The organism is Streptantibioticus cattleyicolor NRRL 8057 = DSM 46488 (assembly GCF_000240165.1).
GTDB classification, from domain to species: Bacteria; Actinomycetota; Actinomycetes; order Streptomycetales; family Streptomycetaceae; genus Streptantibioticus; species Streptantibioticus cattleyicolor.
The window spans coordinates 613,813-633,889 of record NC_017586.1 but is presented as its reverse complement, the minus strand read 5'-3'; the positions used below and the strand labels follow the sequence as shown (position 1 = coordinate 633,889).

At 70.1% G+C, this 20,077-nt stretch carries 26 protein-coding genes; 16 read left to right on the top strand and 10 right to left on the bottom strand.

Features of this window, described 5'->3' with window-relative positions:
• Positions 1–87: 87 nt before the first annotated feature.
• The 8 genes from SCATT_RS40250 to SCATT_RS02380 form a co-directional block, all read right to left on the bottom strand.
• Positions 88–921, bottom strand: coding sequence for a hypothetical protein (locus SCATT_RS40250; protein WP_014627357.1), 834 nt, complete (start codon positions 919–921; stop codon positions 88–90).
• An 11-nt stretch (positions 922–932) separates the two neighbouring features.
• Complete coding sequence (locus tag SCATT_RS02410) at positions 933–1,589, bottom strand: hypothetical protein (protein ID WP_231905024.1); 657 nt, start codon at positions 1,587–1,589, stop codon at positions 933–935.
• Positions 1,590–1,780: 191 nt separating this feature from the next.
• Complete coding sequence (locus SCATT_RS02405; RefSeq protein ID WP_014141302.1) at positions 1,781–2,683, bottom strand: endonuclease/exonuclease/phosphatase family protein; 903 nt, start codon at positions 2,681–2,683, stop codon at positions 1,781–1,783.
• A 135-nt stretch (positions 2,684–2,818) separates the two neighbouring features.
• Positions 2,819–3,457: a hypothetical protein gene (locus tag SCATT_RS02400; protein ID WP_014141301.1), complete on the bottom strand. Its 639-nt coding sequence runs from the start codon at positions 3,455–3,457 to the stop codon at positions 2,819–2,821.
• A gap of 457 nt (positions 3,458–3,914) precedes the next feature.
• Complete coding sequence (locus SCATT_RS40245; protein WP_014627355.1) at positions 3,915–4,040, bottom strand: hypothetical protein; 126 nt, start codon at positions 4,038–4,040, stop codon at positions 3,915–3,917.
• 95 nt (positions 4,041–4,135) lie between these two features.
• Positions 4,136–4,273 carry a hypothetical protein gene (locus tag SCATT_RS38430; protein ID WP_157894802.1) on the bottom strand — a complete coding sequence of 46 codons (138 nt, stop codon included), beginning with the start codon at positions 4,271–4,273 and terminating at the stop codon, positions 4,136–4,138.
• A 108-nt stretch (positions 4,274–4,381) separates the two neighbouring features.
• Positions 4,382–5,596 carry a helix-turn-helix domain-containing protein gene (locus tag SCATT_RS02385; RefSeq protein WP_014141297.1) on the bottom strand — a complete coding sequence of 405 codons (1,215 nt, stop codon included), beginning with the start codon at positions 5,594–5,596 and terminating at the stop codon, positions 4,382–4,384.
• Between the two features lie 272 nt (positions 5,597–5,868).
• Entirely contained in the window at positions 5,869–6,270 is a 402-nt protein-coding gene (locus SCATT_RS02380; protein ID WP_014141296.1) for a DUF4259 domain-containing protein, read from the bottom strand.
• Between the two features lie 1,024 nt (positions 6,271–7,294).
• Here SCATT_RS02380 and SCATT_RS02375 point away from each other — a divergent pair.
• The 13 genes from SCATT_RS02375 (at position 7,295) to SCATT_RS35910 (ending at position 15,941) form a co-directional block, all read left to right on the top strand.
• Positions 7,295–7,771 (top strand): hypothetical protein, encoded by a 477-nt coding sequence (locus tag SCATT_RS02375; protein WP_014141295.1) that lies wholly within the window; start codon positions 7,295–7,297, stop codon positions 7,769–7,771.
• Positions 7,772–7,851: 80 nt separating this feature from the next.
• Entirely contained in the window at positions 7,852–9,096 is a 1,245-nt protein-coding gene (locus SCATT_RS02370) for a hypothetical protein (RefSeq protein ID WP_014141294.1), read from the top strand.
• Between the two features lie 80 nt (positions 9,097–9,176).
• A complete protein-coding gene (locus SCATT_RS02365) occupies positions 9,177–9,473 on the top strand; it encodes a WhiB family transcriptional regulator (RefSeq protein WP_041825001.1) in 297 nt (98 codons plus the stop codon).
• Complete coding sequence (locus SCATT_RS02360; protein ID WP_014141292.1) at positions 9,470–9,943, top strand: hypothetical protein; 474 nt, start codon at positions 9,470–9,472, stop codon at positions 9,941–9,943. Before SCATT_RS02365 ends, SCATT_RS02360 begins: the two co-directional genes overlap by 4 nt.
• Positions 9,943–10,179 (top strand): hypothetical protein, encoded by a 237-nt coding sequence (locus SCATT_RS02355; RefSeq protein ID WP_014141291.1) that lies wholly within the window; start codon positions 9,943–9,945, stop codon positions 10,177–10,179. The genes SCATT_RS02360 and SCATT_RS02355 overlap by 1 nt, the downstream gene beginning before the upstream one ends.
• Positions 10,160–10,609, top strand: a complete 450-nt coding sequence (locus tag SCATT_RS02350) for a hypothetical protein (RefSeq protein ID WP_014141290.1) — start codon at positions 10,160–10,162, stop codon at positions 10,607–10,609. Before SCATT_RS02355 ends, SCATT_RS02350 begins: the two co-directional genes overlap by 20 nt.
• A 367-nt stretch (positions 10,610–10,976) precedes the next feature.
• Positions 10,977–11,327 (top strand): hypothetical protein, encoded by a 351-nt coding sequence (locus SCATT_RS02345; RefSeq protein ID WP_014141289.1) that lies wholly within the window; start codon positions 10,977–10,979, stop codon positions 11,325–11,327.
• On the top strand, positions 11,324–12,052 hold the full coding sequence (locus tag SCATT_RS02340; RefSeq protein WP_203232771.1) for a hypothetical protein: 729 nt from the start codon (positions 11,324–11,326) through the stop codon (positions 12,050–12,052). The genes SCATT_RS02345 and SCATT_RS02340 overlap by 4 nt, the downstream gene beginning before the upstream one ends.
• Positions 12,053–12,065: 13 nt before the next feature.
• A complete protein-coding gene (locus tag SCATT_RS02335) occupies positions 12,066–12,302 on the top strand; it encodes a hypothetical protein (protein WP_014141287.1) in 237 nt (78 codons plus the stop codon).
• A 104-nt stretch (positions 12,303–12,406) separates the two neighbouring features.
• Complete coding sequence (locus SCATT_RS02330; RefSeq protein ID WP_014141286.1) at positions 12,407–13,276, top strand: bifunctional DNA primase/polymerase; 870 nt, start codon at positions 12,407–12,409, stop codon at positions 13,274–13,276.
• The gene (locus tag SCATT_RS02325) at positions 13,273–14,280 is read left to right on the top strand and encodes an AAA family ATPase (protein ID WP_014627351.1); all 1,008 of its coding nucleotides are present in this window, start codon (positions 13,273–13,275) and stop codon (positions 14,278–14,280) included. Before SCATT_RS02330 ends, SCATT_RS02325 begins: the two co-directional genes overlap by 4 nt.
• Before the next feature lie 90 nt (positions 14,281–14,370).
• Positions 14,371–14,574, top strand: a complete 204-nt coding sequence (locus SCATT_RS35915; RefSeq protein ID WP_014141284.1) for a helix-turn-helix transcriptional regulator — start codon at positions 14,371–14,373, stop codon at positions 14,572–14,574.
• Positions 14,571–15,941 (top strand): tyrosine-type recombinase/integrase, encoded by a 1,371-nt coding sequence (locus SCATT_RS35910; RefSeq protein WP_157894800.1) that lies wholly within the window; start codon positions 14,571–14,573, stop codon positions 15,939–15,941. Before SCATT_RS35915 ends, SCATT_RS35910 begins: the two co-directional genes overlap by 4 nt.
• Positions 15,942–16,088: 147 nt before the next feature.
• On the opposite strand, the gene SCATT_RS02315 is transcribed toward SCATT_RS35910, so the two are convergent.
• Positions 16,089–16,526 (bottom strand): winged helix-turn-helix domain-containing protein, encoded by a 438-nt coding sequence (locus SCATT_RS02315; protein WP_014141282.1) that lies wholly within the window; start codon positions 16,524–16,526, stop codon positions 16,089–16,091.
• Between the two features lie 202 nt (positions 16,527–16,728).
• Positions 16,729–17,172: a GNAT family N-acetyltransferase gene (locus SCATT_RS02310; protein ID WP_014141281.1), complete on the bottom strand. Its 444-nt coding sequence runs from the start codon at positions 17,170–17,172 to the stop codon at positions 16,729–16,731.
• Between the two features lie 306 nt (positions 17,173–17,478).
• Between SCATT_RS02310 and SCATT_RS02305 the strand changes: the two genes are divergently transcribed.
• From SCATT_RS02305 to SCATT_RS02295, 3 genes are all read left to right on the top strand, one after another.
• Positions 17,479–18,372: an oxygenase MpaB family protein gene (locus SCATT_RS02305; RefSeq protein WP_014141280.1), complete on the top strand. Its 894-nt coding sequence runs from the start codon at positions 17,479–17,481 to the stop codon at positions 18,370–18,372.
• A gap of 215 nt (positions 18,373–18,587) precedes the next feature.
• Positions 18,588–19,199 carry a flavin reductase family protein gene (locus SCATT_RS02300; protein ID WP_014141279.1) on the top strand — a complete coding sequence of 204 codons (612 nt, stop codon included), beginning with the start codon at positions 18,588–18,590 and terminating at the stop codon, positions 19,197–19,199.
• Between the two features lie 23 nt (positions 19,200–19,222).
• The gene (locus SCATT_RS02295; protein WP_014141278.1) at positions 19,223–20,068 is read left to right on the top strand and encodes a spermidine synthase; all 846 of its coding nucleotides are present in this window, start codon (positions 19,223–19,225) and stop codon (positions 20,066–20,068) included.
• Positions 20,069–20,077: the final 9 nt, after the last annotated feature.

Genomic DNA, 20,077 nt, shown 5'->3' with positions numbered 1-20,077 from the left:
TCCCGGAGGGGGCGGGGCAGAAGAGGCGGAAGAGGGAAGGCCGGGCGGGCGGGCGCCGCCCGGCGGGGCGGGAAGAGGGGGAGTCGGTCAGCGGTCTGCGTCCTGAAGGCTCACCTGCGGGTCGGTCATGGCTTGTGCTGCGGCGCGCGGGGCAAGAGGGATGATCTTCGGCTCGTCGGCCGGTGACATCTGCACGCGCAGCGCGGTGGGTTTGCGACCGGGGTGGGTCGGGATGCGGATGAGCCAGGCCAGGCCGGTGCCGTCGTGGATGCGGTACGTCTGACCCGGGGAGTGGGGTATGAGCGGGGCGAGGCGGGTGGCGCTGGCCTGGGCGGCGAGGTACCAGTTGGGCATGGTCTGCGGCAGCGGATGGGTCCCCGGGTCGTGGGTGCGGCAGTCCTTGTATCCGTTGTAGGCGGCCCCGCTGACCGCGATGGGCGCGCTGGTGCTGACGCGCAGGATGTGGCGCCAGACGTTGACCGCCCCGTCCGGGGGGATGCGCTCGGTGGTGCTGGCCAGCCACGGCTGGCCGGCGGGCGGTGCGGGGATGCCGGTGCGGCGGCAGGCGGCGTCGGAGTGGGATGTCGTGTAGGCGAGGATGACGCCGGCGGGATCAATCAGCAGGGCGTGGCACAGGGAACCGGGGCCGCGGTCGTCCAGGCGGTACAGGCCGCTGGGCTGGTGCAGAGACCAGACGCCCTGCCAGCGGGCGATGTCTGCGGCCAGGGAGCGCACCAGGCGTCCGGCGAGCCAGGGTTCGGAGTGCTGCTTGGCTGTGAAGTGAGCGAGCACCTGGGGGACGGCGTGAAACGGGAAGCCGTATCTGAACGCGGACGGCGGCTTGCGGCGGGACCACCCGGCGGCACGTTTGCTCATCAGCGCACGGAAGTCGTGGTCGGGGACGGCGGTTGTCGTGGGCATACGGGTGCTCGTCATCGCGGTATCTCCAGGTCCACCAGGCACATCTGATCGTCGGCGGATGTGGGAGCGGGCGGGCAGTGCACGGTGCTGCTGGCGGCGCCGCTGATCACTACCTGGTCTGCGGTCTCGGGACCGGTGTCGTCGTCGGTGGTGCAGTGGGACAGGATCAGCACGCGCGGGGCGGCGGGGTCGTGCAGGCCGAACGTGGGGTCCACCGGCTGGCCGGCGGGCCGGGTGTGCGGGGGCTCGGGCCAGCGGGCCCAGTCCGGGCCGTGCTCGGCCTCGGCCTGCACGCTCAGCTGCTCGACCGCGGCCACCAGCTCTCCACCGGCCAGGCCCGGCGCGGCGGTCGCCCGACGCATCAGACGCCGGCCGCGCTCCGACATGTGGAGGGCCATCAGCAGCACTTCGGCGCCCTCCTCGGCCGGGCGCAGGCCCGAGATCCCGTACAGGTCCTGGCCCGGATCCGGGGGCAGGTGGATCAGGCGCATGCGCACCAGCCCCGGGTGGAAGTGGCGGCCGGCCAGGTTCCACACGCCGCGCGTGTACCACGGCGGGCGGCACAGCAGCAGCGTGTGGTAACCGGGCCGGTCCGTCATCACCGCACGTTCCAGCCGGTAGCCGGAGCGGGCCAGGCAGTCCAGGTCCTCCTGAGGCCAGTTCGGCACGTCATGCAGCACGAACACATCGGCGTCACTGTCCACCGCCCGCTTCAGGCAGCCCGGGTCCCCTTGACCGTGAAGGTTCCATACCCCGAAGCGGATGCGGGCCGGGGCACTGCCTTGCGGACGAGACAGGCGTGGGCCGAAAAGCGCATGGGGAACTCTGCGCCGGGGCAGGCCGTTCGAGACGCCGGGCATCATCCGAACTCCGGCAGGGGACCGGACAGGATGTCCACGAGGATCTGGAGATCGGCCCGGCCCACGAAGATGTTGTGGTCGGAGACGGTAGAGGCGTCGATCACCTCACCGCCGACCCAGGCGTCCCGCAGGTGCCGGGAGGCCATCACCCAGTCCACCCGGGTCGCCGGCCCGTGGGTGATGCTCGGTCCCATCGTCGCGGCGACGGCGCCCGGGGAGTGTGCCGCGCACACGCGGGCGACATCGTCCAGCCCGGCGGTGACCAGGAAGTCGTGCGGCGCCTGGTCCATCACGCGCCGGCCGTCGGCGGCCAGGACGGTGCGGTGGGCGCGGTGCGGCCGGTCCTGGATCTCTTCCACCCTGGGCAGCCGCGGCTCAGCGGTCAGGAATTCCCCGCTCGGGTAGGAGTTGGCGTCCAGACCGGCGACGGCCAGTCCCCGGCGACGTGTCCCGTCCGGCAGCACCACCCACTTGTCGTTGAACCGCGTCAGCTCCCCGGCTCCGATCAGGCGCAGCGTCGGCGTGCTGTAGCTGAGGTGGTCGGCGACCAGGATCAGCGGCGTGGAGGCGGGGCCGGCCGCGCGTAGCTGGACAGTCAGTGCCGTCGGCGCCGACATCGTCACCGGCTGCGGGCTCGGCCATCCCTTGAGCACGTCGAACAGCCCAGGGCGCACGAACAGCGCGGTGCGGCTTCCCTCTCCCAGGTAGCCGACCATGGCCAGGGCCTGCTCGGCCTCCCGCACGTGCTGGTGGTAGTCGGCGTCCGCACCGGGCATCTCCTGCCGGAACAGCACGTCGGGACGGACCTTGTTGATCAGCGCGTACGCCTGCTCCCGGCGCTCACGGCAGCCGAATCCGTTCTGCTCAAGATTGAAGGTCGCGAACGTCACCACGGATTTCATGAGGTGTCCTTGTCGGTGGGGTGGTTGGTTACGGCGAGCAGCAGGTGGCTGCGAATGGCAGGGGTCCTGGGGTGCGCTGTCGTCGTGAGGCCCCCCGGGGGGATGGCGGTGTGAGCGGCACCATCGGCGCGCCGCTCACACCGCCGACGATCGGTCGCCCAGTTCGGTCTTCAGGTCCACGACGGTGCAGCCGGTCAAGGTGGCGACGAGCTGGGTGGCCAGGTACCAGCGGATGGCCGGATCGGCGATCGGCACGACGTCCGCGTGCCCGGCAGGCTCGGGCGCGGTGCCGCCTTTGCGGTAGCGGACGGCCAGCACGTGGTCGATCTCGGGCCGGCCGACGCGTGCGGCGACCGCCTGGTCGTTCAGGTGCGGGCACTGCCGCACCGAGATGCGGGCGCACCGCCGGCACAGCGGCGGGTGTGTGGTCATCTCGCCCTCCGGCCACTCCGGCGTCCGGGGGTCGGCGCGCAGCAGCCACAGCCAGCCGCGCGCGTCCCGGTCCGCCGCCCGGCCGCACACCTGGCACAGCAGCTTGCGCATCGCGCGGCGCTGCCGGGGGCCGTGCACGTCCCCGAGCAACGGGTCACCGACGCCCGGCCGGTGCAAGGTGCGCTTGTAGAGCACTCCATGGGAGTCACGGTCGAAAGGGTGCTCGTCGGCGTAGACGATGCCCGTGCCTCGGGCGTCGTGCACCAGCAGGTGGGCGGCGGTGCGCTCGCCGCTCCAGGGCGCGATGTAGGGGACGACGAGAGGTCGCTTGGTCGGTGTCATCTCTTCTTCGTCGTAAAGGGAGGGGGTGACGGCTGCCGGGTGGTGTGGGCGTCAGGGAAACGCGGGGCGCGCAGACGGCGGGGCACCCGCGACGGCCAGGGCCACAATGAGGACGACCAGAGCCAGGAGCGTGAGGATCACCAGGAGCCCGGTGTACCGGCCGGAGGCATGCCAGCGGAACTTCACGGCCGGCCTCCCTTGCGGTGGCGCCCGCGTCCCGCCAACAGGTACGGCCGCCCGCGGCGTGCCCGGCCCGAAGGCCGGGGCGGCGCGAGGATGGACACCGCGGCGGTACGGTCCTCGGCGGTGGCGGGCACGGGCTGCTCGGGCCGGTCCCAGGCACGCAGGCCCGCCAGCACCCGCCGCAGCAACGCTTCGTCGGGAGCCCCCGCCGCGACGCTCGGTCGGCCGTGGACGCCGGAGGTTGCCCGGGTCAGACGCTGAGGTAAGACGGTGCTCACCGGCCGCCTCCCGCCGGATGTGACGGCACCGGGCCAGGCCGGACCCGGTCGATGGGGACGCGCCACTCGATCCCGCCGCCCACCGGGCGCACGTAGACCACGTCCGGCGGCCTGTTGGTCATCCAGGGCTCCCCGATACCGCTCACCGTGCCCTCACGGCCGGTCGCGGCATCGATTACCGGCTTGCCCATACGAAGCCAGGACGGCTTTTCGGGGCTCACCGCACGCCACCACGACGGAAGATGCCCATCGGCAGTTCGGAGGGGCGCTCGGCGCGGGGGGAAGGGGAAGGAGGTGTGGTTCTGGTCGGTGAGACGCCCTTGTCGCCGGGCGTGGCGCTGTGCTCGTTCGTCATGGTCGGCTCCATGCGATCCGTGTGGCTACGCTCACAGATTGCCGCCATGAAAAGACCGGAAGTACCCCGGGCTGGGGTACTTCCGGTCTTGCAAACCGCTTGACTCGTCTAGGACTTCACGCCAAGCCAGGAGCTGATCGAGCGCAGTTCCTCCGTGGTCCGGCGGTACTTGTGGGTGAGTACCCGGGCTGTCTCTCGCGCGATCGGGTGGTACTTGGTCTGCTCTGGGGCCACCCTGCGGGCATCTTGCAGGTACTTGAGTGCTTTGTCTTTGTTGTCGAGAGATAGGTAAGCACGGGCGACGGCGACGTAGTGGTGCCCTTGGCGCGTGCGTGCCATGTCTGCGGGGAAGTTGAGCTTCTTGGCGACTCGGACAGCCTCATCAGGCCGTTTCAGTTCCACTGCGGCAGCGACTTCGTGGACGCCGACGTTCGACGGCCCGAACGTCATGTGGTAATGCAGTTCGTCCGTACCGCGTGGCATCTTCTTCGCCCAGTAGGTGGCCTTCTCCAGGTGGTGTGCCGTTGCATCCGCGTCCTCGGCGAACGCGGCGAGAGAGGACTCGCGGAGATGCAGACTGCCGACCATGACGACCTGATCGACGTTCCGGACCGAATCGTCGGACTCCAGTTCCTCCCGGGCGGATGCGAGTACCTTCAAGCCCCCCGAGTAGTCACCGAAGGCGTCGAACGAGTAGGAACGCGTCCAGCCGGCCAGAGCCCGCATCAGCGGGTCGCCCGAGAGATCGGCTGCCCACTGCATCCGATCCTCCAGCTGCCCGATCAGGTCCGGGTACCCGAGCCTCATCGTCAGGCTGTGCGCCATGTAGTAGGCCGAGGCCAGGAGCCCCGCAGCGCGGCGCCGCTCCTGCTCTGCGGACAGATGCACTGCGGCCGTGAGTTCTTCCAGCAGCTTGGGCAGCATCTGGCCCAGCCGCGAGTACCGGGCCGCTGCCCGGTAGTCCCCGGCCGTCCGCACGTCCCTCTCCAGGTCCCGCAGCGGCTTCGGCTGTGGATACCAGTCGGCCGGCAGGTCGTAGTGGCGTACTGCGGCACGGATACCGGGGATAGGTGCGTGAACCCTCTGGTCTGAACGTGATTCGCCCCGGTACGGCTGGCCGGTCAGCTCCTCTACGGACACGTGGAGCGTACGTGCTGCTGCGGTGAGGAAGCCGTGGCTGGGTACGCGCTCTCCTCGTTCGACCTTCCGGACCCAACCCAGTGAGATGAAGGCCGCTTCGGCGAGTTCGCGTTGCGTGTATCCAGCCAGCTTGCGGTAGGACGCGATCCGCGCGCCGATGTGTTCTTCCGGTGATTCGGGCATAATCAACTCCCGTTCTGACTCGACACCAGAACGGTACCCCCGGGCCGCGCTCGGGGAACGACGTTGGCCCCCGGCACCGGGTGCTCCGGTGCTTGGGGGCCGACGCGTTGCTGGCCGATGGCCATCTTTGCGGCAAATGTGCGCGAAGTGGCCTATCCGGCGCGCGCTCGTCGCTGGTTGTCGTAGATCACCGCTGCGGATGAGGCAGAATGTAGCTTGGTGGTCCCGTCATCATTTGGTCGTGCATGACGGGGCCATCTTCATGTCCGGGGTCAGTCCAGCAGCACGCTGTACAAGGCGGCGGTCTGCTCTCGCCACTGCGCCCCCAGCTCCGTTTCCCCGTACTGCGCCGCGGTGTCGGCGTGTGCGGCGAGTACCGCGTCGAGGGCGCGGACGGCAAGATCGGTAAGGTCGTCGGGGAGCCTTGGGATCGGCTGTGCGGGAGCGTGGAGGGCGCTGACGGGCGGGGCGTCCGGCCGCTGTGCGGCGACCAGGGCGGCGGCGGCGACTGCGACGACCGAGGTGTCCTCGCGGATGCGGTCCGGGGTGTGGATGACCCGGGTCAGGGCGTGGCGCACGAGCGCGGCGCGGTCCTGGGCGGGCGCCCGGTCGAGCGCGACGGCGAATTCGGCGGCCTCGTCGTTGTCGAACGGACCTGGCCCCCAAGCCCCCACCTTGGTCCCCTTTCCTGCGCTGACGGACGGATGGCGGCCGACGGGCGCCTGGGGGAGGGTACTGCATGCGTCGGGTGATGCGTGGGCAGTCCGGTACGCCGCCGCGGGGAAGGCCCGGCGCGAGGAGATGCACCCCGCCGACTTGCACCGGCGGCGCACTCGCTCGGCCTGAGGCCGGCCGCCGGCGAGCCCGCGACGCCGACTTCGGGGAAGGAGCCCTCCAGTGCAGGGCTGGTGCTGGCCACCGGGGTCCGCTCTACCCGCAGCGGGCTGTCTCGGAGGGGCTTGCCAGGGGGAAGGGGGGGTGTTCTTCCTCTCTGGTCTTCTTCAACTTGATCTTCTTATGGGGGCGGTCACCCGCTAGCGGCTCAGCCGCCGGTGGATTTCCGACCACCGGTGGTGACCTGGGATGAACAGGTGTGTCCGACCCGAGTACAGCTCCGCCCCGGCCGCCGACGCGGTGTCAGGGCGCCCACCCTACGAGGTTACCCGGTAGTAGCTTCGTGTAATTTCCCTTATACGCGGCTGCTTGTCTGAGCGGCCCTGAGAGGGCGGAACCGCCATCGTCTTCGACATTCGCCGCCACGGAGGAAGCGTGACCACGCCCCACAGCGCTGTGCCGGACTGACCCGAGCTGCATCTGGCGCAGGCGCCGTTGCGGAGGGGCGGTCGATGACGTCGAACTGCCTGGGGCGAGAGGGAGTTGGGGGCGCCGCTTCCTCCGGGAGAGGTTTACGTTTGCCGAAAAGTGTGCCTACAATCGCCCCTGTGCAGGGCGCCATCCCAAGTCGGGTGGTGCCCTTTCTGCGTCTTGGGGCGGATCGCAACGCCTCCTGATTCCTATTGCTACTGCAAGAGGGGTGGAGGTATGATCGCCGCATCGGATCACCGCTCCGCCTGGTGATCGGACATGCGTTCGGTTGCACGTGCAATAGGAATGGAGGAACGTGGCGTGGACACGAGCCGCTCGCGTCCGCCCTCGGCGCGTCCACGGGGTGGGCGCCCGCCGAGAGGACCCACCCGCGTGGCCCGCCAGAAGAGGAATCCGAAACTGCGAGCGCTGCTCGTCCGCGCTGCGGACAAGCTCAACGAGGTCGGCGAAGCGCAACTTGCAGAAGCGGTCCGGCAGGTCCTCCCCCCGGTCACCTACGAGGAGGACGGCCCAGGCGGAGACGCTGTCCTCTCGCTGTGGATCCGCAAGTCCACCATGCAGGCGGCCCAGCGGGACGCCAGCGAGCGCGGCCAGACCGTCGCGGGCATCGTGGACGCTGGTTTCACCGCGCTGCTCGCCGGCCAGTTCAAGCCCACCAAGCAGCCCAAGGCCCCTGCCGGGTCCGCCGACCCGAAGGGCACCACCAGCATCAGGCTCTCCGCCACCCGTCAAGCCCAGGTCGCCGACTACGTGAACGAACACGCGGACGACCTCGGGTGGAAGCCATCACCCGCCCAGGTAGCCGTCGCGTGGCTGGAGCACCAATACCCCGCCCCATCGCGCACCTAGCGCGCTGGCCCGGGGCGAGCGTGGCCGCAGCCGACGCCGGCCCCGCCCCGGGCTGATCAGCCCCAAGGAGTAAACCGCATATGGCAGCCCCTAAGGCTGCTGGCACGCGTAACGCCAGCGGCTCGACCAAGCACGCCCCGGAACAGCTCGCCGCCCGCCTCCGGGAACTTCTGAGCAGCGAGGAACTGGCCGCCATCACGCAGGCCGCCGAGCTGACCGACCCACGCACCGGCCACACGCAGCAGGTCACCCCCCAGCAACTCTCCGGCCTGGAGAAGCTGCGTGAGCCGTTCCCGGCCTCGGCGATCGGTAAGCGCCCACAGCTCAACTGCCCTGACTGCCGAAGGGCGACGTACAAGGTGTGCGACCGGCACGAACGGGCGTGGTGCAGTGCGTGCAAGCAGAAGATCAGCAACGCGCACGTGCACCTGGACTACGTGGGGCACGCTGAAGCCACGGACCGGCTGTTGGACGTCGACCCCACGTGGAACTGGGAGCCGCTGGCGTACGACGAGAACGGGCTGCCCAAGCTCGACGCGCGCGGTGGCATGTGGATGAAGGTCACCATCTGCGGGGTGACGCGCCTGGGTTACGGCGACGCCACCGGCAAGGACATGACCACTACAGCAGTCAAGGAGATCATCGGCGACGGCATCCGTAACGCCAGCATGCGGTTCGGTGTTGCGCTGGACCTGTGGGCATCCACCGACCTGCACGACACTGAACCTTCCCCCGTCGAGGAGTTCGTCGCCCGGCTGCGCACGGGCTTCAACAACTCCGTCGGGTGGCTACGCGGCGCACGCGCCGAGGCCGAGGCCGCTGACCTGATGGACTGCCCGGTCCCGGGCGGCGGCGACTGGACCATCGGCCAGATGATCGATGAGCGTATCGAGGCGCTGCTCGAACGGGAACGCTCATACGCCGAACGGCGAACGCAAGCAGAGGCAGACAAGGCCACCGCGGCAGCGCAAGTAGCGGCTGAGCAGGGCGTGCGACGAGGCCAGTCTCCCATCCCGCCTGTGGTCTCCGCTCCCACTTCCCGCCCGGCCTCCGAGGAACGACTTGGGGAGACACCGGAGCAGGTGGCCGAGCGCATACGCGACACCGCGCCGAAGAAGGCCACCGACGTAGCCGCCTTGACGCACCTACTCGGCGAAGCTCAACGCGCCAAGGTGGACGGCTACCCCGCCGACACCGGACAACCCACCGGACCGACCATCGCTCAGGCACTACAACAGCTCATCGACGACCTCAACATGCCGCCCACCACCGCACGCACGGCAGCCACCACCGGCCGCCGCAGGCACCGAGGAGCAGCATCGTGACACTGGCCCCCCACCACCCACACAGCAAGTGGCCGTCCCTGTGGCCCGCCGACAACTCTGTCCGCGTCCCGGAACTTGGCATCCAGTCCGGAGCCGCCGAGGACGACTGGAGGACGCACGCCGCGTGCCTCCACAGTGACCCTGAGCTGTTCTTCCTCCCCGACGGCCGCCTGGACAACACGGGCAAGACGCTGCTGCTCAGACAAGCCAAGGCGGTCTGCGAGCGCTGCCCCGTGACGGACGCATGCCTCGATTTCGCTCTGGTCACCGGACAGCAGCATGGGGTCTGGGGCGGACTGGAACCGGACGAACGGCGCTTGCTCCGGCGCCGCCGCCAGCGTGCGTCCCGGGCACAGCCCGACCAGGCAGTGGCATGACCGACACCGAAACCGTCCAGCCGCGGCAACTGCGGCTGGACGGCGGTGAAGACCCCTGCACCCCGCCCCGCCGTCGTCCCCGCGCCGCCTCCCGTCCTCCCCTCGGCCGGGTCTCTGATACCACACCCAGACTCAGTGGCGCTGAGGCCGAACGGGCCGCGGCCACCGTCCGAGACGCCACACTCGCTGACCTGCTGGCTTCCGCCAACCCCTGGGACGTCGACCGCGTCAAGGCAGTGACGCTGGCGGCGGCCCGCCAAGACCCCGCTGGGGAAGTCTCCGCCAACACGCTGCGCGACCTGCTGGAGCCCCACCTGCACTGGCTGATCGCGCCGACGTTCAATGCACTGAGTCACCAACGCGGAGTGCTGATCAACACAGGCCGCAAGGTCCCCTCGACCTCCCCCCGCACCAAGGGGCATGGCATCACCGTGTACCGGCTGGCCTCCGTGCGAAGCGGCGCGGCGTGATGTGGCTGCTCCTGGCCGCCGACCTGGCGACCATCATCGCCTTCACCCAGTGGTACCGACACGCACGTCGCCGCCTGGCCCGTGCCCAAGAGGCCGTCGCCCGGCAGCAGTACCGCACCCAGACCGAATCGGCACTGCGGTGGCCCACCCCAGCCGCCGCCGCAGCACACCAGATCGCCACCACCCTGCACCACACCCTGAACAACCAGGACAACCATGGACACCCCAACCAGTGACCAAGTACCCACCGCACCACCGGGCGACGACCGCGCCTTCGACCCCTACACCCTCTTCGGCACCCAGGCCCCCGACGTCGTCTCCATACCCGAGGCTGACGCCGCAGGCAGTCAGCTCCTGATCGGCACCGCTCACGTCCTCGCCGGCCTGATGGTCCTCGGTCTGCTCGAACACGCTGGCAGCGCCGTCGGCTTGGTCGATGTCCTGTACCCCACCGCCCAAGGAGACGAGAGGGATCGCGCCCTGTTCCTCGCGGGCGCAATCACCGGGCAGGCCGTGGAACTCCGCCGGAACCGCCGCACCGGGGGGTGGACCACCGAAGACCTGAACGCAGCCATCGCCGACTGCGAGGCAGCCGGATTCGTTGCCATGGGCCGACTCATGGCCCGCGCCTCCAAGGTCTTCGGCAACCGGCCGGAGACCGGGTGACGGCCCCCTGGACCACGGGTAGGGCGTAGGAAGAACTGCTGCGGCTGGTCACCTCCGGTCTGCCGGTCGCCAAGGCTGGTCAGCACCCAGGCAGCCGCAGCACGGTCTACGACCTCCCAACGAGCAACGAAGAACTCGCGCGGCGCTTCAAAGAGGCCAAGGCCGCCCGGCGGGGAGCACGGAGACCGGGCCACGGCACAGGGGTCCTGCTTCGCCAACCTCCGATGTCGACATGCCACATGTCGCAGGGCCGCAACACGAGCGCGCCGCCCTCGACGAGCCCGCCGCCGATCCATCCGGCCGCCGGCCCCGCAAGGAGCCGACCGGGCCGGCGCTCCTCCACCGCTCAGCCGTAAGGAGCCACCTCATGAACCACGCACCTGCGGCACCGCCCCTCACCGGTGCGCCCGCTGCCCTGTTCCGCATCATCACAGCAGTCTGTGAAGCCGCCTGGAACGTGCGGTGGGAAGCGGACGCTGAGTTCCACACCTGGCGGCTGATGACCAGCAGCGGTCGGGCCCGGTGGGGACTCGCCACGACCGACTCGGTGCGCCCCGCGCTGGCGACCGCCTCCCTGCTGGCCCACCAGTCCGGACTGTGGATCACCCAGGCCCCCAGCTCCCCACCCGAGCCCATCGACCTGACCACCTGGTGTTTCCGATTCGCTGCGTGGAACGAGAGCCACCGCCCCAAGAGGAAAAGAGCGACGAGCACATGACGGGAACATCACCGGCAGGTCAGTGCCAGTGCTGCGGATGGCACCTGCGCGGCGACGGCAACACAGGGCGACAGGTGTGCCGCCGGTGTCAGACAGCGCTCGACGCAGACCTGGCGCAGGTCGCCGAGTTGTGGGTCCGGCTCGGCGAACACCTGGAACGCCTCACCGGTGTACGCACCGACCCGGACCTCCCGCGGCACCCCGGCCCGACCGGCTCACAGGCCCCCGGCGACCTTGCGGTGATCAGCCTCCGGGCCGGAGGCGTCACCAGCAAACTCCTCGTCCACGAGGAAGACTGGCGCCGACAACTGGGCTGGACGCTGACACCCTGGCGCGGTGACCAGGATGAAACCCTCGCCGGGGTCCTGAGATTCCTCCGCGACAACCTGCACTGGGCCTGCCACGCCCACGAGCACGACGTCCACCTCGACATGCTGAGCACCGACCTGTACGAACTGCTGTGGGACATGACCGGCGCGATCACCGGCGACCGTCGTCGACCGCACGCACTCAGCCTGCCCTGCCCAGCCTCCACGGGAACCGACCCCGACGGCACCCCGGCCGTCTGTGGCGGAACCCTGTGGTTCGAGCCACGCCACAACCGGCTCCGCTGCCGTTCCTGCCGCCAGATCATCGGCCACCAGCAGTGGGTCGACATCAGCCTGGCCGCCGGCCTGCTCACACCGGATGACGCCGCCCACCTGCCCGACTTCACCAGCCCGTAAGCACGGAGACCACGTGTCCCTGTTCGACAGATCCGCGCCCGACCCGCCTGACCCTGACGAGTTGCGCGAGCAATTCGCCCGCGCGCTGATGGTGATGCGCGACCAGATGACCCCTCTGTTCGAGGCCGCTGACGGCCTCCGCGCCGACCTGGAAAAGCGGGGCTGGTCACCCACCGCCGCCGAGGCCGCAGTACTGCCGTGGCTTCAGACCATGATGGCCCTCTGCGCTGGACGGCACCCAACAACCTGACCTCCCTCAAGCACTTCGCCGGCCCGGTGTCCTTCCCCTGGACACCGGGCCGCTGCATGTCTGCACCCCCCTCCCGTCAGCAACGAGACCAGGAGCACGCCAGCATGGCCCCTCTCCATGCCGCAGCACTCACCGCCGCCACACAAGGCTGGCCCGTTTTCCCGCTCTGGCCCGGCACCAAGCGGCCTGCCATCCGCAACTGGGAGCAGCGCGCTACCACCGACCCTGACCGGATCCAGAAGTGCTGGCAGGCTGGCCCGTACAACATCGGCGTCGCCACGGGACCGGCTCGACTGGTCGTCCTCGACCTGGATGTGCCCAAAGACCCAGACGACGCTCCGGCTCCAGCGTGGCGACAGCGCGGGATCACCTGTGGTGAAGACGTCCTCGCGGTCCTTGCCGAACGTCACGGCCAGCCGTACCCCGCCGACACCTACACCGTGCGGACAACGCGCGGCGGCACCCACCTGTACTTTGAAGCTCCCGCAGGGCTCGAACTGCGCAACACAGCCGGGCGCCTAGGCTGGAAGATCGACAGCAGGGCCAACGGCGGCTACGTCGTCGGCCCCGGCAGTGTCATCAACCACAGCTGGTACACCATCGTCCACAACACCCAGCCTGCTCCCCTCCCCGGTTGGCTGGCAGCGCTGCTGCGCCCGGCAGCCGCTCCTCCGCAGAAACGTTTCTTCGTTCCAGTGATGCCCGGCCAGCATGGGGCCTACCTACGACAGGCCGTGGCCGCCGAACTGGAGCGCGTGACCCGCTCCCACCCCGGCAACCACAACAACTCCCTGTACATCGCCGCCGTGGCACTCGGACAACTCGTGGCCGGCGGGGCACTGCGAGCCGCCGACGTCACCGAGTGGCTTGCTACTGCCGCGGCCCAGGTAGGCCAAGGCACGCGGGAGGCCCACGCTACGATCGCTTCCGGACTACGCGCGGGCACCAAGCGCCCCCGCACGGTGGCAGCATGACCTCAGCACCAGTCGGCCCGCCACCGCCGTACCCCACTCTCAGCAACCCAGCCGAGAACCCACTGCTGAACGGCCACTCCACCTGGACGGCCGACCAGCTGATGTCCACCCGATTCCCCGAACCCCGCTGGGCGGTACCGGACATCCTGTCGGAAGGGGTCAACCTCCTGGCCGGCCCGCCGAAGATCGGCAAATCCTGGCTCGTCCTCTCACTGGCCCTGGCCGTGGCTTCCGGTGGCACAGCACTCGGCGCCGTCCCCGTGGCCCCCGGCGCGGCCCTGTACCTGGCGCTGGAAGACACCGCCCGACGGCTACAGACCCGGATGGGCAGGCTCCTCGGCGGACAGCCGGCCCCGTCCGAACTGACCCTGGCCACCCACTGCCCGCCGCTGCCCCAGGGCGGCGCCGCGCAGATCGCCGGATGGCTGGACCACCACCCCACAGCCCGCCTGGTCATCATCGACGTGTTCGCCAAAGTGCGAGGTGCCCCGCCCGTCGGCGCCTCGGCCTACGACGCTGACTACGCAGCAGTCGGCCACGCCAAGCGAATCGCCGACCGCTACGGCGTGGCCGTGGTACTCGTCCACCATCTGCGCAAGGCCAGCTCCGACGACTGGCTGACCGAAGTGTCGGGCACCAACGGGATCGCGGGGGCCGCCGACTCCACACTCGTCCTCAAACGAGGGCGTGGCCAGGCTGACGGGGTGCTGCTCATCACCGGCCGGGACGTCGCTGAGTCCGAGCACGCCCTCTCCTTCGACAGCAGCAGTGGAGCCTGGCACCTGCTGGACGGCCCCGTGTCCGATCACCTCATCGGCGACACCCGCGCGGCGATCCTGCGGCACGTACGCGTTCACCCCGGAGTGCGGCCCAAGCAGGTCGCTGACGCTCTCGGCCTCGATATCGGACTCGTCCGCAAGACCTGTGCCCGCATGGCGGACGATCACCAACTCCGACGAGGGCCCAATGCCACGTACTACCTCCCGGATGCAGCCCACCGGTGACAAGCGCCCGGTCTGGAACCGGCGCTTGCCTCTCACCCCTGTACGTCGACGTGCCCGGGCGGCGCCGACGGCGAAAGGATTGACCGAAACATGCCATCGCCCGCTACGCGGCAGAGCAGCATTCTCCTCACGATCACCGAAGTGTGCGAGGAGCTGAAAGTCTCCAAATCGACGTTTTACGAATGGCGGCAAAAGCGCCGCACACCTCGCTGTATCAGGCTCCCGAACGGCGACTTGCGCGTGCGCCGTGGTGATCTCGATCAATGGCTCGAAAGCATCGAGGAACTGCCTTGAATGACCTGTCGCACGATGTAAAAATTTGGGGAATTCGCGCCAGAAAAGGGGCTCGCGGAACTGGGTACGTTGTGCGTTGGCTGGTGGCAGGGGAGCCGTTCCAGGACACCTTCTCAAAGCGGGCGCAGGCTGACGCGTTCCGGTCTCAGCTGCTCACCGCTGCTCGCAAAGGCGAGGGGTTCAGCGCGTACAACGGCCTGCCCAAGTCGCTCGTAGCCAAGGCCGCAACAGTCAACTGGTATGAATTCGCCATCAAGTATGCAGACCGGAAGTGGGACAGTAGTGCCGCTACAACTCGTCGGACGACAGCCAAAATCCTCGCCCGGACGACAATAGCATTGCTGCCGCGCCAGCCAACAAAAGTCGACCCCGACATGCTGCGGCGGGCACTGATTTCATTCGCTTTCAACAAGCTCAAGCGGGAGCAGGCGTCATCATCAGTCGAGCAAATACTCCGGTCGGTTAAGCGGCTCAGTCCGACAATGGCCGTATGGGAGGCCCCTGATCGAATTGATGGGATTCTCGCCAAGATCTACACCCGTCTCGACGGGAAACCTGTAGCCCACTCGCATAAACGGTTGATCACTCGCCATCTGAAGCTAATCTTCAATTATGCGACAGAGTGCGGCGTGCTTTCCGGTAATCCTATCCCTAAAGAGAAGGGGCGGGTCAAGCCGAAACCGGTCGACAAGCGGTCTTTGGTCAACCGAGTAGTTGCTGGGAAGCTGCTGGACGAAGTCCGGGACTACAGACCCAACGGCGAGACGCTGCATGGATACCTGGCAACCATGTACTTCGCCGGGCTGCGGCCCGAGGAGGTGTCTGCCCTGGTCGTCGGCGACGTGATCCTACCGGCGGAGGACGCAGACGATCAGTGGGGCGAGCTGGTGCTGCACAGGGCGGCCCCCCTGGCTGGCCGGGGCTGGACCAACTCGGGAGACCCTTACGACGAGCGGCAACTGAAGGGCAGGGACGAGGGGGACACCCGCGTCGTGCCATGTCACCCGGACTTGACCACCATCCTGCGTGAACATGTCCGGGGCAAGAAGCCCGGTCAGCTCGTCTTCACTGGAGTGAAGGGCGGAAGGGTGTCGCCGACGGTGATCGGGCGCGCTTGGGATCAGGCGCGGAAGGCGGTGCTCTCTGCCGCGGAGTACGCGTCGCTCCTGGGTAAGAGGCCCTATGACCTCCGCCACACCTGTCTGACGACATGGCTGAACAACGGCGCCCCGCCGGCCCGGGTCGCCTACTGGGCCGGGAACAGCGTGCCGGTACTCCTGATGACGTACGTGCACTGTGTCGAGGGTGAGTTCGAACAGCTCAAGGCGAGGCTGGAATCCGCGCAGGGCGCGCTCCGCGCGAGCTGACGGCCGATCAGAACTTGCCCGCGTATTGCCCGCGGACAGCCGAAACTACCCGGTGACAGCCGCCACTGGCCGGACTCGCCCCCGGCGGCGAGTCCGGCCGTGCGCTGCCGCGCTGACCAGGCCGAACCCTCTCCACCGGCGGCGATGTCACCCCGTCTTCGACCGGCGCCACGGGTCGTAGGTGTACCCCACCTGCCGCACCGTGACGATCGCGTCGCGGTAGGCCGGGCCGAGTTTGCGGCGGAGGCGGGCTATGTGGACGTCGACGGTACGGGTGTCGCCGACCGGGGGCTGGCCCCAGACGACGGCCATGAGTTGTTCGCGGCTGTGCACGCGGCGGGGGTGGGCCACGAGGTGGGCCAGCAGTTCGAACTCCAGGTAGGTCAGGGTGAGTCGGCGGCCGGCGACGGCGGCGACGCGGCGTTCGGTGTCCACCACCACCGGCCCCTGCCCCGCGCCGGGGACCGGGGTACCCGTGGCCGACGGGGCGGTCCGTCCCGGTGCCGGCGGCTGCGCCGGGGCCGGACAGCGCCCTTGCTCCTCGCGGTGGTGGGTGTGCGACGCGCGCGGGTACCGCACGGGCATGGGGCGCTCCTCACGGGGCGGGACGGACGACCGGGCGAGGCGTTGCGTACCTGACGGCACATCAGCCACCGGGTCGATGAGCAGTGCGCGCGGCGTGACGCCTGGCGACCCGACCGAGTCTAGAGACGCACCTTTGCGCGCACTATGTCCCTTAGCGCAACCTTGACCACACCCCGCCCCGCGCGAATGGCCGGATCTGCGGTCACACCCCGGGCAGGTCGATCTGGTAGCGGATGAAACCACGGTTGTCGGCCACCGCGTCGTACAGCCGCCGCGCCGTGGCGTTGGACTCGTGGGTCATCCAGTACACCCGCGAGCAGCCGCGCTCCCGGGCCCACTCGGTCACCGCCGCGATGAGCGCACGGGCCACGCCCTTGCCCCGCGCCGCCGGGGCGGTGAACAGGTCCTGGAGGTAACACACGTCGGGGCCGGAGGTGTTGGCGTGCACCAGGAAGTGGGTGATGCCGACGAGTTCGCCGTCGAGCCGTGCCCCCAGCGCGTGCACGCGGGTGTCCTGCTGGAACTCCCGCCACGCCCTGTCGTACGTCTCCTGCGGCTCTTCCCGCTGGTAGAAGTCCATGTACGCGCGGAACAACCCTTCCCACGCGGCCCGTTCGGACGCGTCCAGCCTGCCTGTGGTGATCATCCGGTCCCCTCCTGAGAGCGTCAGGTCACCGCGTGATGCGGCGTCCGCCCCGACCCTATGCGCCGCACCCCCCCGCGGGACACGCGTTTTCCCTGGTCGAACGGGTCGTCGACCACCGCCCGAAGTCACGCCCGTCACCGCCACCGTCCGTATCGCGCCCGCCACCGTACGCACCGCACCGCTGCCGGACGCCGCCCGGACGCCGCCGGACCACCGGCCCCGGATCCCGCCCGGCAGGCCCTCACCCGCCCCTGATCCGCCGCACACACCTCGGTCACCACGGACCCGCTCTGCCATACTCGCAACGTGACGTCCCTGCCCTGGATACGCGCAACGGTCCGCACCGCGGTCGTCAGCCGGGTGCACGGCGGCGACCTGCACCTGGAGCGTTACTCCGGGCCGCCCGGTGACCCGGGGCTGATGGGCGCCGACGGCGTGGTGTGGCGGGTGCACGGCCACCCGGCAGCCATGCTGACCGGCGGTTTCGCCGCGCTGATGCTCCAGTCGCTGCACCCGCTGGCCATGGCCGCGGTGGACGACCACTCCGACTTCCGCACCGATCCGCTGGGACGGCTCCACCGCACCGTCGGCTTCGTGACGGCCACGACGTTCGGCTCCACCGCCGCCGCCCGGGAGGCGATCGCCGCTGTCCGCCGGGTCCACACCCGCGTCACCGGCACCGCACCGGGCGGCAGGCCCTACCACGCCCGCGACCCGCACCTGCTGACCTGGGTGCACGTCGCCGAGGTCGCCTGCTTCCTGGCCGGATACCAGCGGTACGCGGCCGCCCCGCTCACCGCCGCCGAACGCGACGACTACTACGCGCGGGTGGCGGTCACCGCCGAGGAACTGGGCGCCCGTGACGTACCGCGCAGCGCCCGCGAGGTCGCCCGCTACCTGAACCGCGTCCGCCCCGAACTGGCCGCCACCCCGGCCGCGTTGGAAGCGCTGCGCTTCCTGCGTTCCTTCGGGCGGGACCGGGCGGAGCGGGCCGCCGTGACGGTGCTGATGAACGGCGCGATCGCGCTGCTGCCCGACTGGGCGCGCGACAGCCTCGGGATACACCGGCCCCGCGCGGTGCGGGCGGGGTGGGACGCGCCGGTCACGCGGGCGCTCGGCGGCCTCCTGGTGTGGGCCTGCCGGCCGTCGGAAATCGTCACCACCGCACGGCTGCGGGTGGCCGCCGCACCGTCCGCGTGAGCCGCCCGGAGCAATGCCGCGACGCACCGTCCCCGTTCCGTCCGCCGACCGGTACCGGGGCATGGTCGGAACCCACCGAACAGGTCTTCCTCGGTGCCGACACCGTGGTGGTCCGCGGACGCGGGAAGTGACGGCCGGGCCCCGCGGTGCGCCCGCCCCGGGCCGGACCCCGAGGGCCCCGCGAAGCGCCGCGGACCGGTAGGGATACTGGCACCATGCGTGTTGACTTTGATCCCGAAGCCCTGGGCCGCAACGCCTTCTACAAGCTGCTCACCTCGGTCGTCGTGCCCCGCCCGATCGCCTGGGTGTCCACCGTCTCCGCGGACGGCACCGCCAACCTCGCCCCGCACTCGTTCTTCACCGTCTCCTCCGTCCAGCCCCCGATCGTGCAGTTCAGCTCGGTGGGCCGGAAGGACTCGCTGCGCAACGTCGAGGAGACCGGGGAGTTCGTGGTCAACCTCGCCCCCGAGCACCTCTTCGAGCAGATCAACGCCACGGCCACCGACTTCCCCCGGGGCACCGGCGAATTCGACGCGGTGGGGATCGCCAGGGAACCGAGCCTCCGGGTCAAGCCGCCCCGGGTGGCCGACTCCCCGGTCGCGCTGGAATGCGTCGTGCACAGCACCGTCGGCTTCGGCGACAGCACCGTGGTCTTCGGCCGGGTGGTGCACGTCGCGGTGTCGGAGGCGGTGCTCGACGACGGCCACCCGGAGGTGCGCCGCCTGCGCCCCCTCGCCCGGCTCGGCAAGGACGAGTGGGGAACGGTCGGCGAGGTGCGGGAGATCAAGCGGATCCGCTTCGCCGACTGGCCCGGCAGCGGCGAGTAACGCCGCCGGGGGACAATGGGCGGGTGGACGAGAGAACCCCCGTCAGGTGTGAGGTCGACTTCGGGACCGCCAGACTCCTGCCCGACGTCGACCGCCCCGGCGGCTGGCTGCTGACCCTCGACGACGCACCCCAGTCCTACGTCGACGTGGCCGACCCCGGACACCTGGAGTTCGAGTACGTCCGCCGCCTCGCGCACGCCCTGGACGCCGCCGCCGACCCGGGGGAGCCGCTGGACGCGGTCCACCTCGGCGGCGGCGCGCTCACCCTGCCGCGCTACCTGGCCGCCACCCGCCCCGGCTCCCGCCAGCAGGTGGTCGAGGCCGACCACGGCCTCGTCCGGCTGGTCGCCGAACACCTGCCGCCGCCGCCCGGCGCGGACATCACCGTGCACACCGCCGACGCCCGCGACTGGCTCGCCGCCGCCCCCGGCGCCTCGGCCGACGTGCTCGTCGCCGACGTCTTCGGCGGCTCCCGGGTCCCCGCCCACCTGACCTCCGTGGAGTACCTACGGCAGGCCGCCCGGGTGCTGCGCCCCGACGGGCTCTACCTGGCCAACCTCGCCGACGCCGCGCCGTTCGCCTTCCTCGGGCCGCAGATCGCCACCGTCGGCGCCGTCTTCCCGCACGTCTGCCTGATCGCCGAGCCGGGCGTGCTGCGCGGCCGGCGCTTCGGCAACGCCGTGCTGGTGGCCGCCGCGCGCGAACTGCCGCTCGCCCATCTGACCCGGCACGCCGCGCGCGACGCCTTGCCGGCCCGCGTCGAACACGGCGCCGCCCTGCGGAAGCTGGCGGCCGACTCCCGCCCGGTGACCGACGCCGACGCGGTGCCCTCGCCGCAGCCGCCGCCGGGTGCGTTCAGCGTGGGGTGAGGAGGCGGT

Excerpts from the sequence above, each read along its gene's own strand:
- SCATT_RS40250 (WP_014627357.1), bottom strand. The coding sequence starts at position 921 with ATGCCCACGACAACCGCCGTCCCCGACCACGACTTCCGTGCGCTGATG.
- SCATT_RS02405 (WP_014141302.1), bottom strand. The coding sequence starts at position 2,683 with ATGAAATCCGTGGTGACGTTCGCGACCTTCAATCTTGAGCAGAACGGA.
- SCATT_RS02400 (WP_014141301.1), bottom strand. The coding sequence starts at position 3,457 with ATGACACCGACCAAGCGACCTCTCGTCGTCCCCTACATCGCGCCCTGG.
- SCATT_RS40245 (WP_014627355.1), bottom strand. The coding sequence starts at position 4,040 with ATGACCAACAGGCCGCCGGACGTGGTCTACGTGCGCCCGGTGGGCGGC.
- SCATT_RS38430 (WP_157894802.1), bottom strand. The coding sequence starts at position 4,273 with ATGACGAACGAGCACAGCGCCACGCCCGGCGACAAGGGCGTCTCACCG.
- SCATT_RS02385 (WP_014141297.1), bottom strand. The coding sequence starts at position 5,596 with ATGCCCGAATCACCGGAAGAACACATCGGCGCGCGGATCGCGTCCTAC.
- SCATT_RS02370 (WP_014141294.1), top strand. The coding sequence starts at position 7,852 with ATGGCAGCCCCTAAGGCTGCTGGCACGCGTAACGCCAGCGGCTCGACC.
- SCATT_RS02360 (WP_014141292.1), top strand. The coding sequence starts at position 9,470 with ATGACCGACACCGAAACCGTCCAGCCGCGGCAACTGCGGCTGGACGGC.
- SCATT_RS02355 (WP_014141291.1), top strand. The coding sequence starts at position 9,943 with ATGTGGCTGCTCCTGGCCGCCGACCTGGCGACCATCATCGCCTTCACC.
- SCATT_RS02350 (WP_014141290.1), top strand. The coding sequence starts at position 10,160 with ATGGACACCCCAACCAGTGACCAAGTACCCACCGCACCACCGGGCGAC.
- SCATT_RS02345 (WP_014141289.1), top strand. The coding sequence starts at position 10,977 with ATGAACCACGCACCTGCGGCACCGCCCCTCACCGGTGCGCCCGCTGCC.
- SCATT_RS02340 (WP_203232771.1), top strand. The coding sequence starts at position 11,324 with ATGACGGGAACATCACCGGCAGGTCAGTGCCAGTGCTGCGGATGGCAC.
- SCATT_RS02330 (WP_014141286.1), top strand. The coding sequence starts at position 12,407 with ATGGCCCCTCTCCATGCCGCAGCACTCACCGCCGCCACACAAGGCTGG.
- SCATT_RS02325 (WP_014627351.1), top strand. The coding sequence starts at position 13,273 with ATGACCTCAGCACCAGTCGGCCCGCCACCGCCGTACCCCACTCTCAGC.
- SCATT_RS35915 (WP_014141284.1), top strand. The coding sequence starts at position 14,371 with ATGCCATCGCCCGCTACGCGGCAGAGCAGCATTCTCCTCACGATCACC.
- SCATT_RS02315 (WP_014141282.1), bottom strand. The coding sequence starts at position 16,526 with ATGCCCGTGCGGTACCCGCGCGCGTCGCACACCCACCACCGCGAGGAG.
- SCATT_RS02310 (WP_014141281.1), bottom strand. The coding sequence starts at position 17,172 with ATGATCACCACAGGCAGGCTGGACGCGTCCGAACGGGCCGCGTGGGAA.
- SCATT_RS02300 (WP_014141279.1), top strand. The coding sequence starts at position 18,588 with ATGCGTGTTGACTTTGATCCCGAAGCCCTGGGCCGCAACGCCTTCTAC.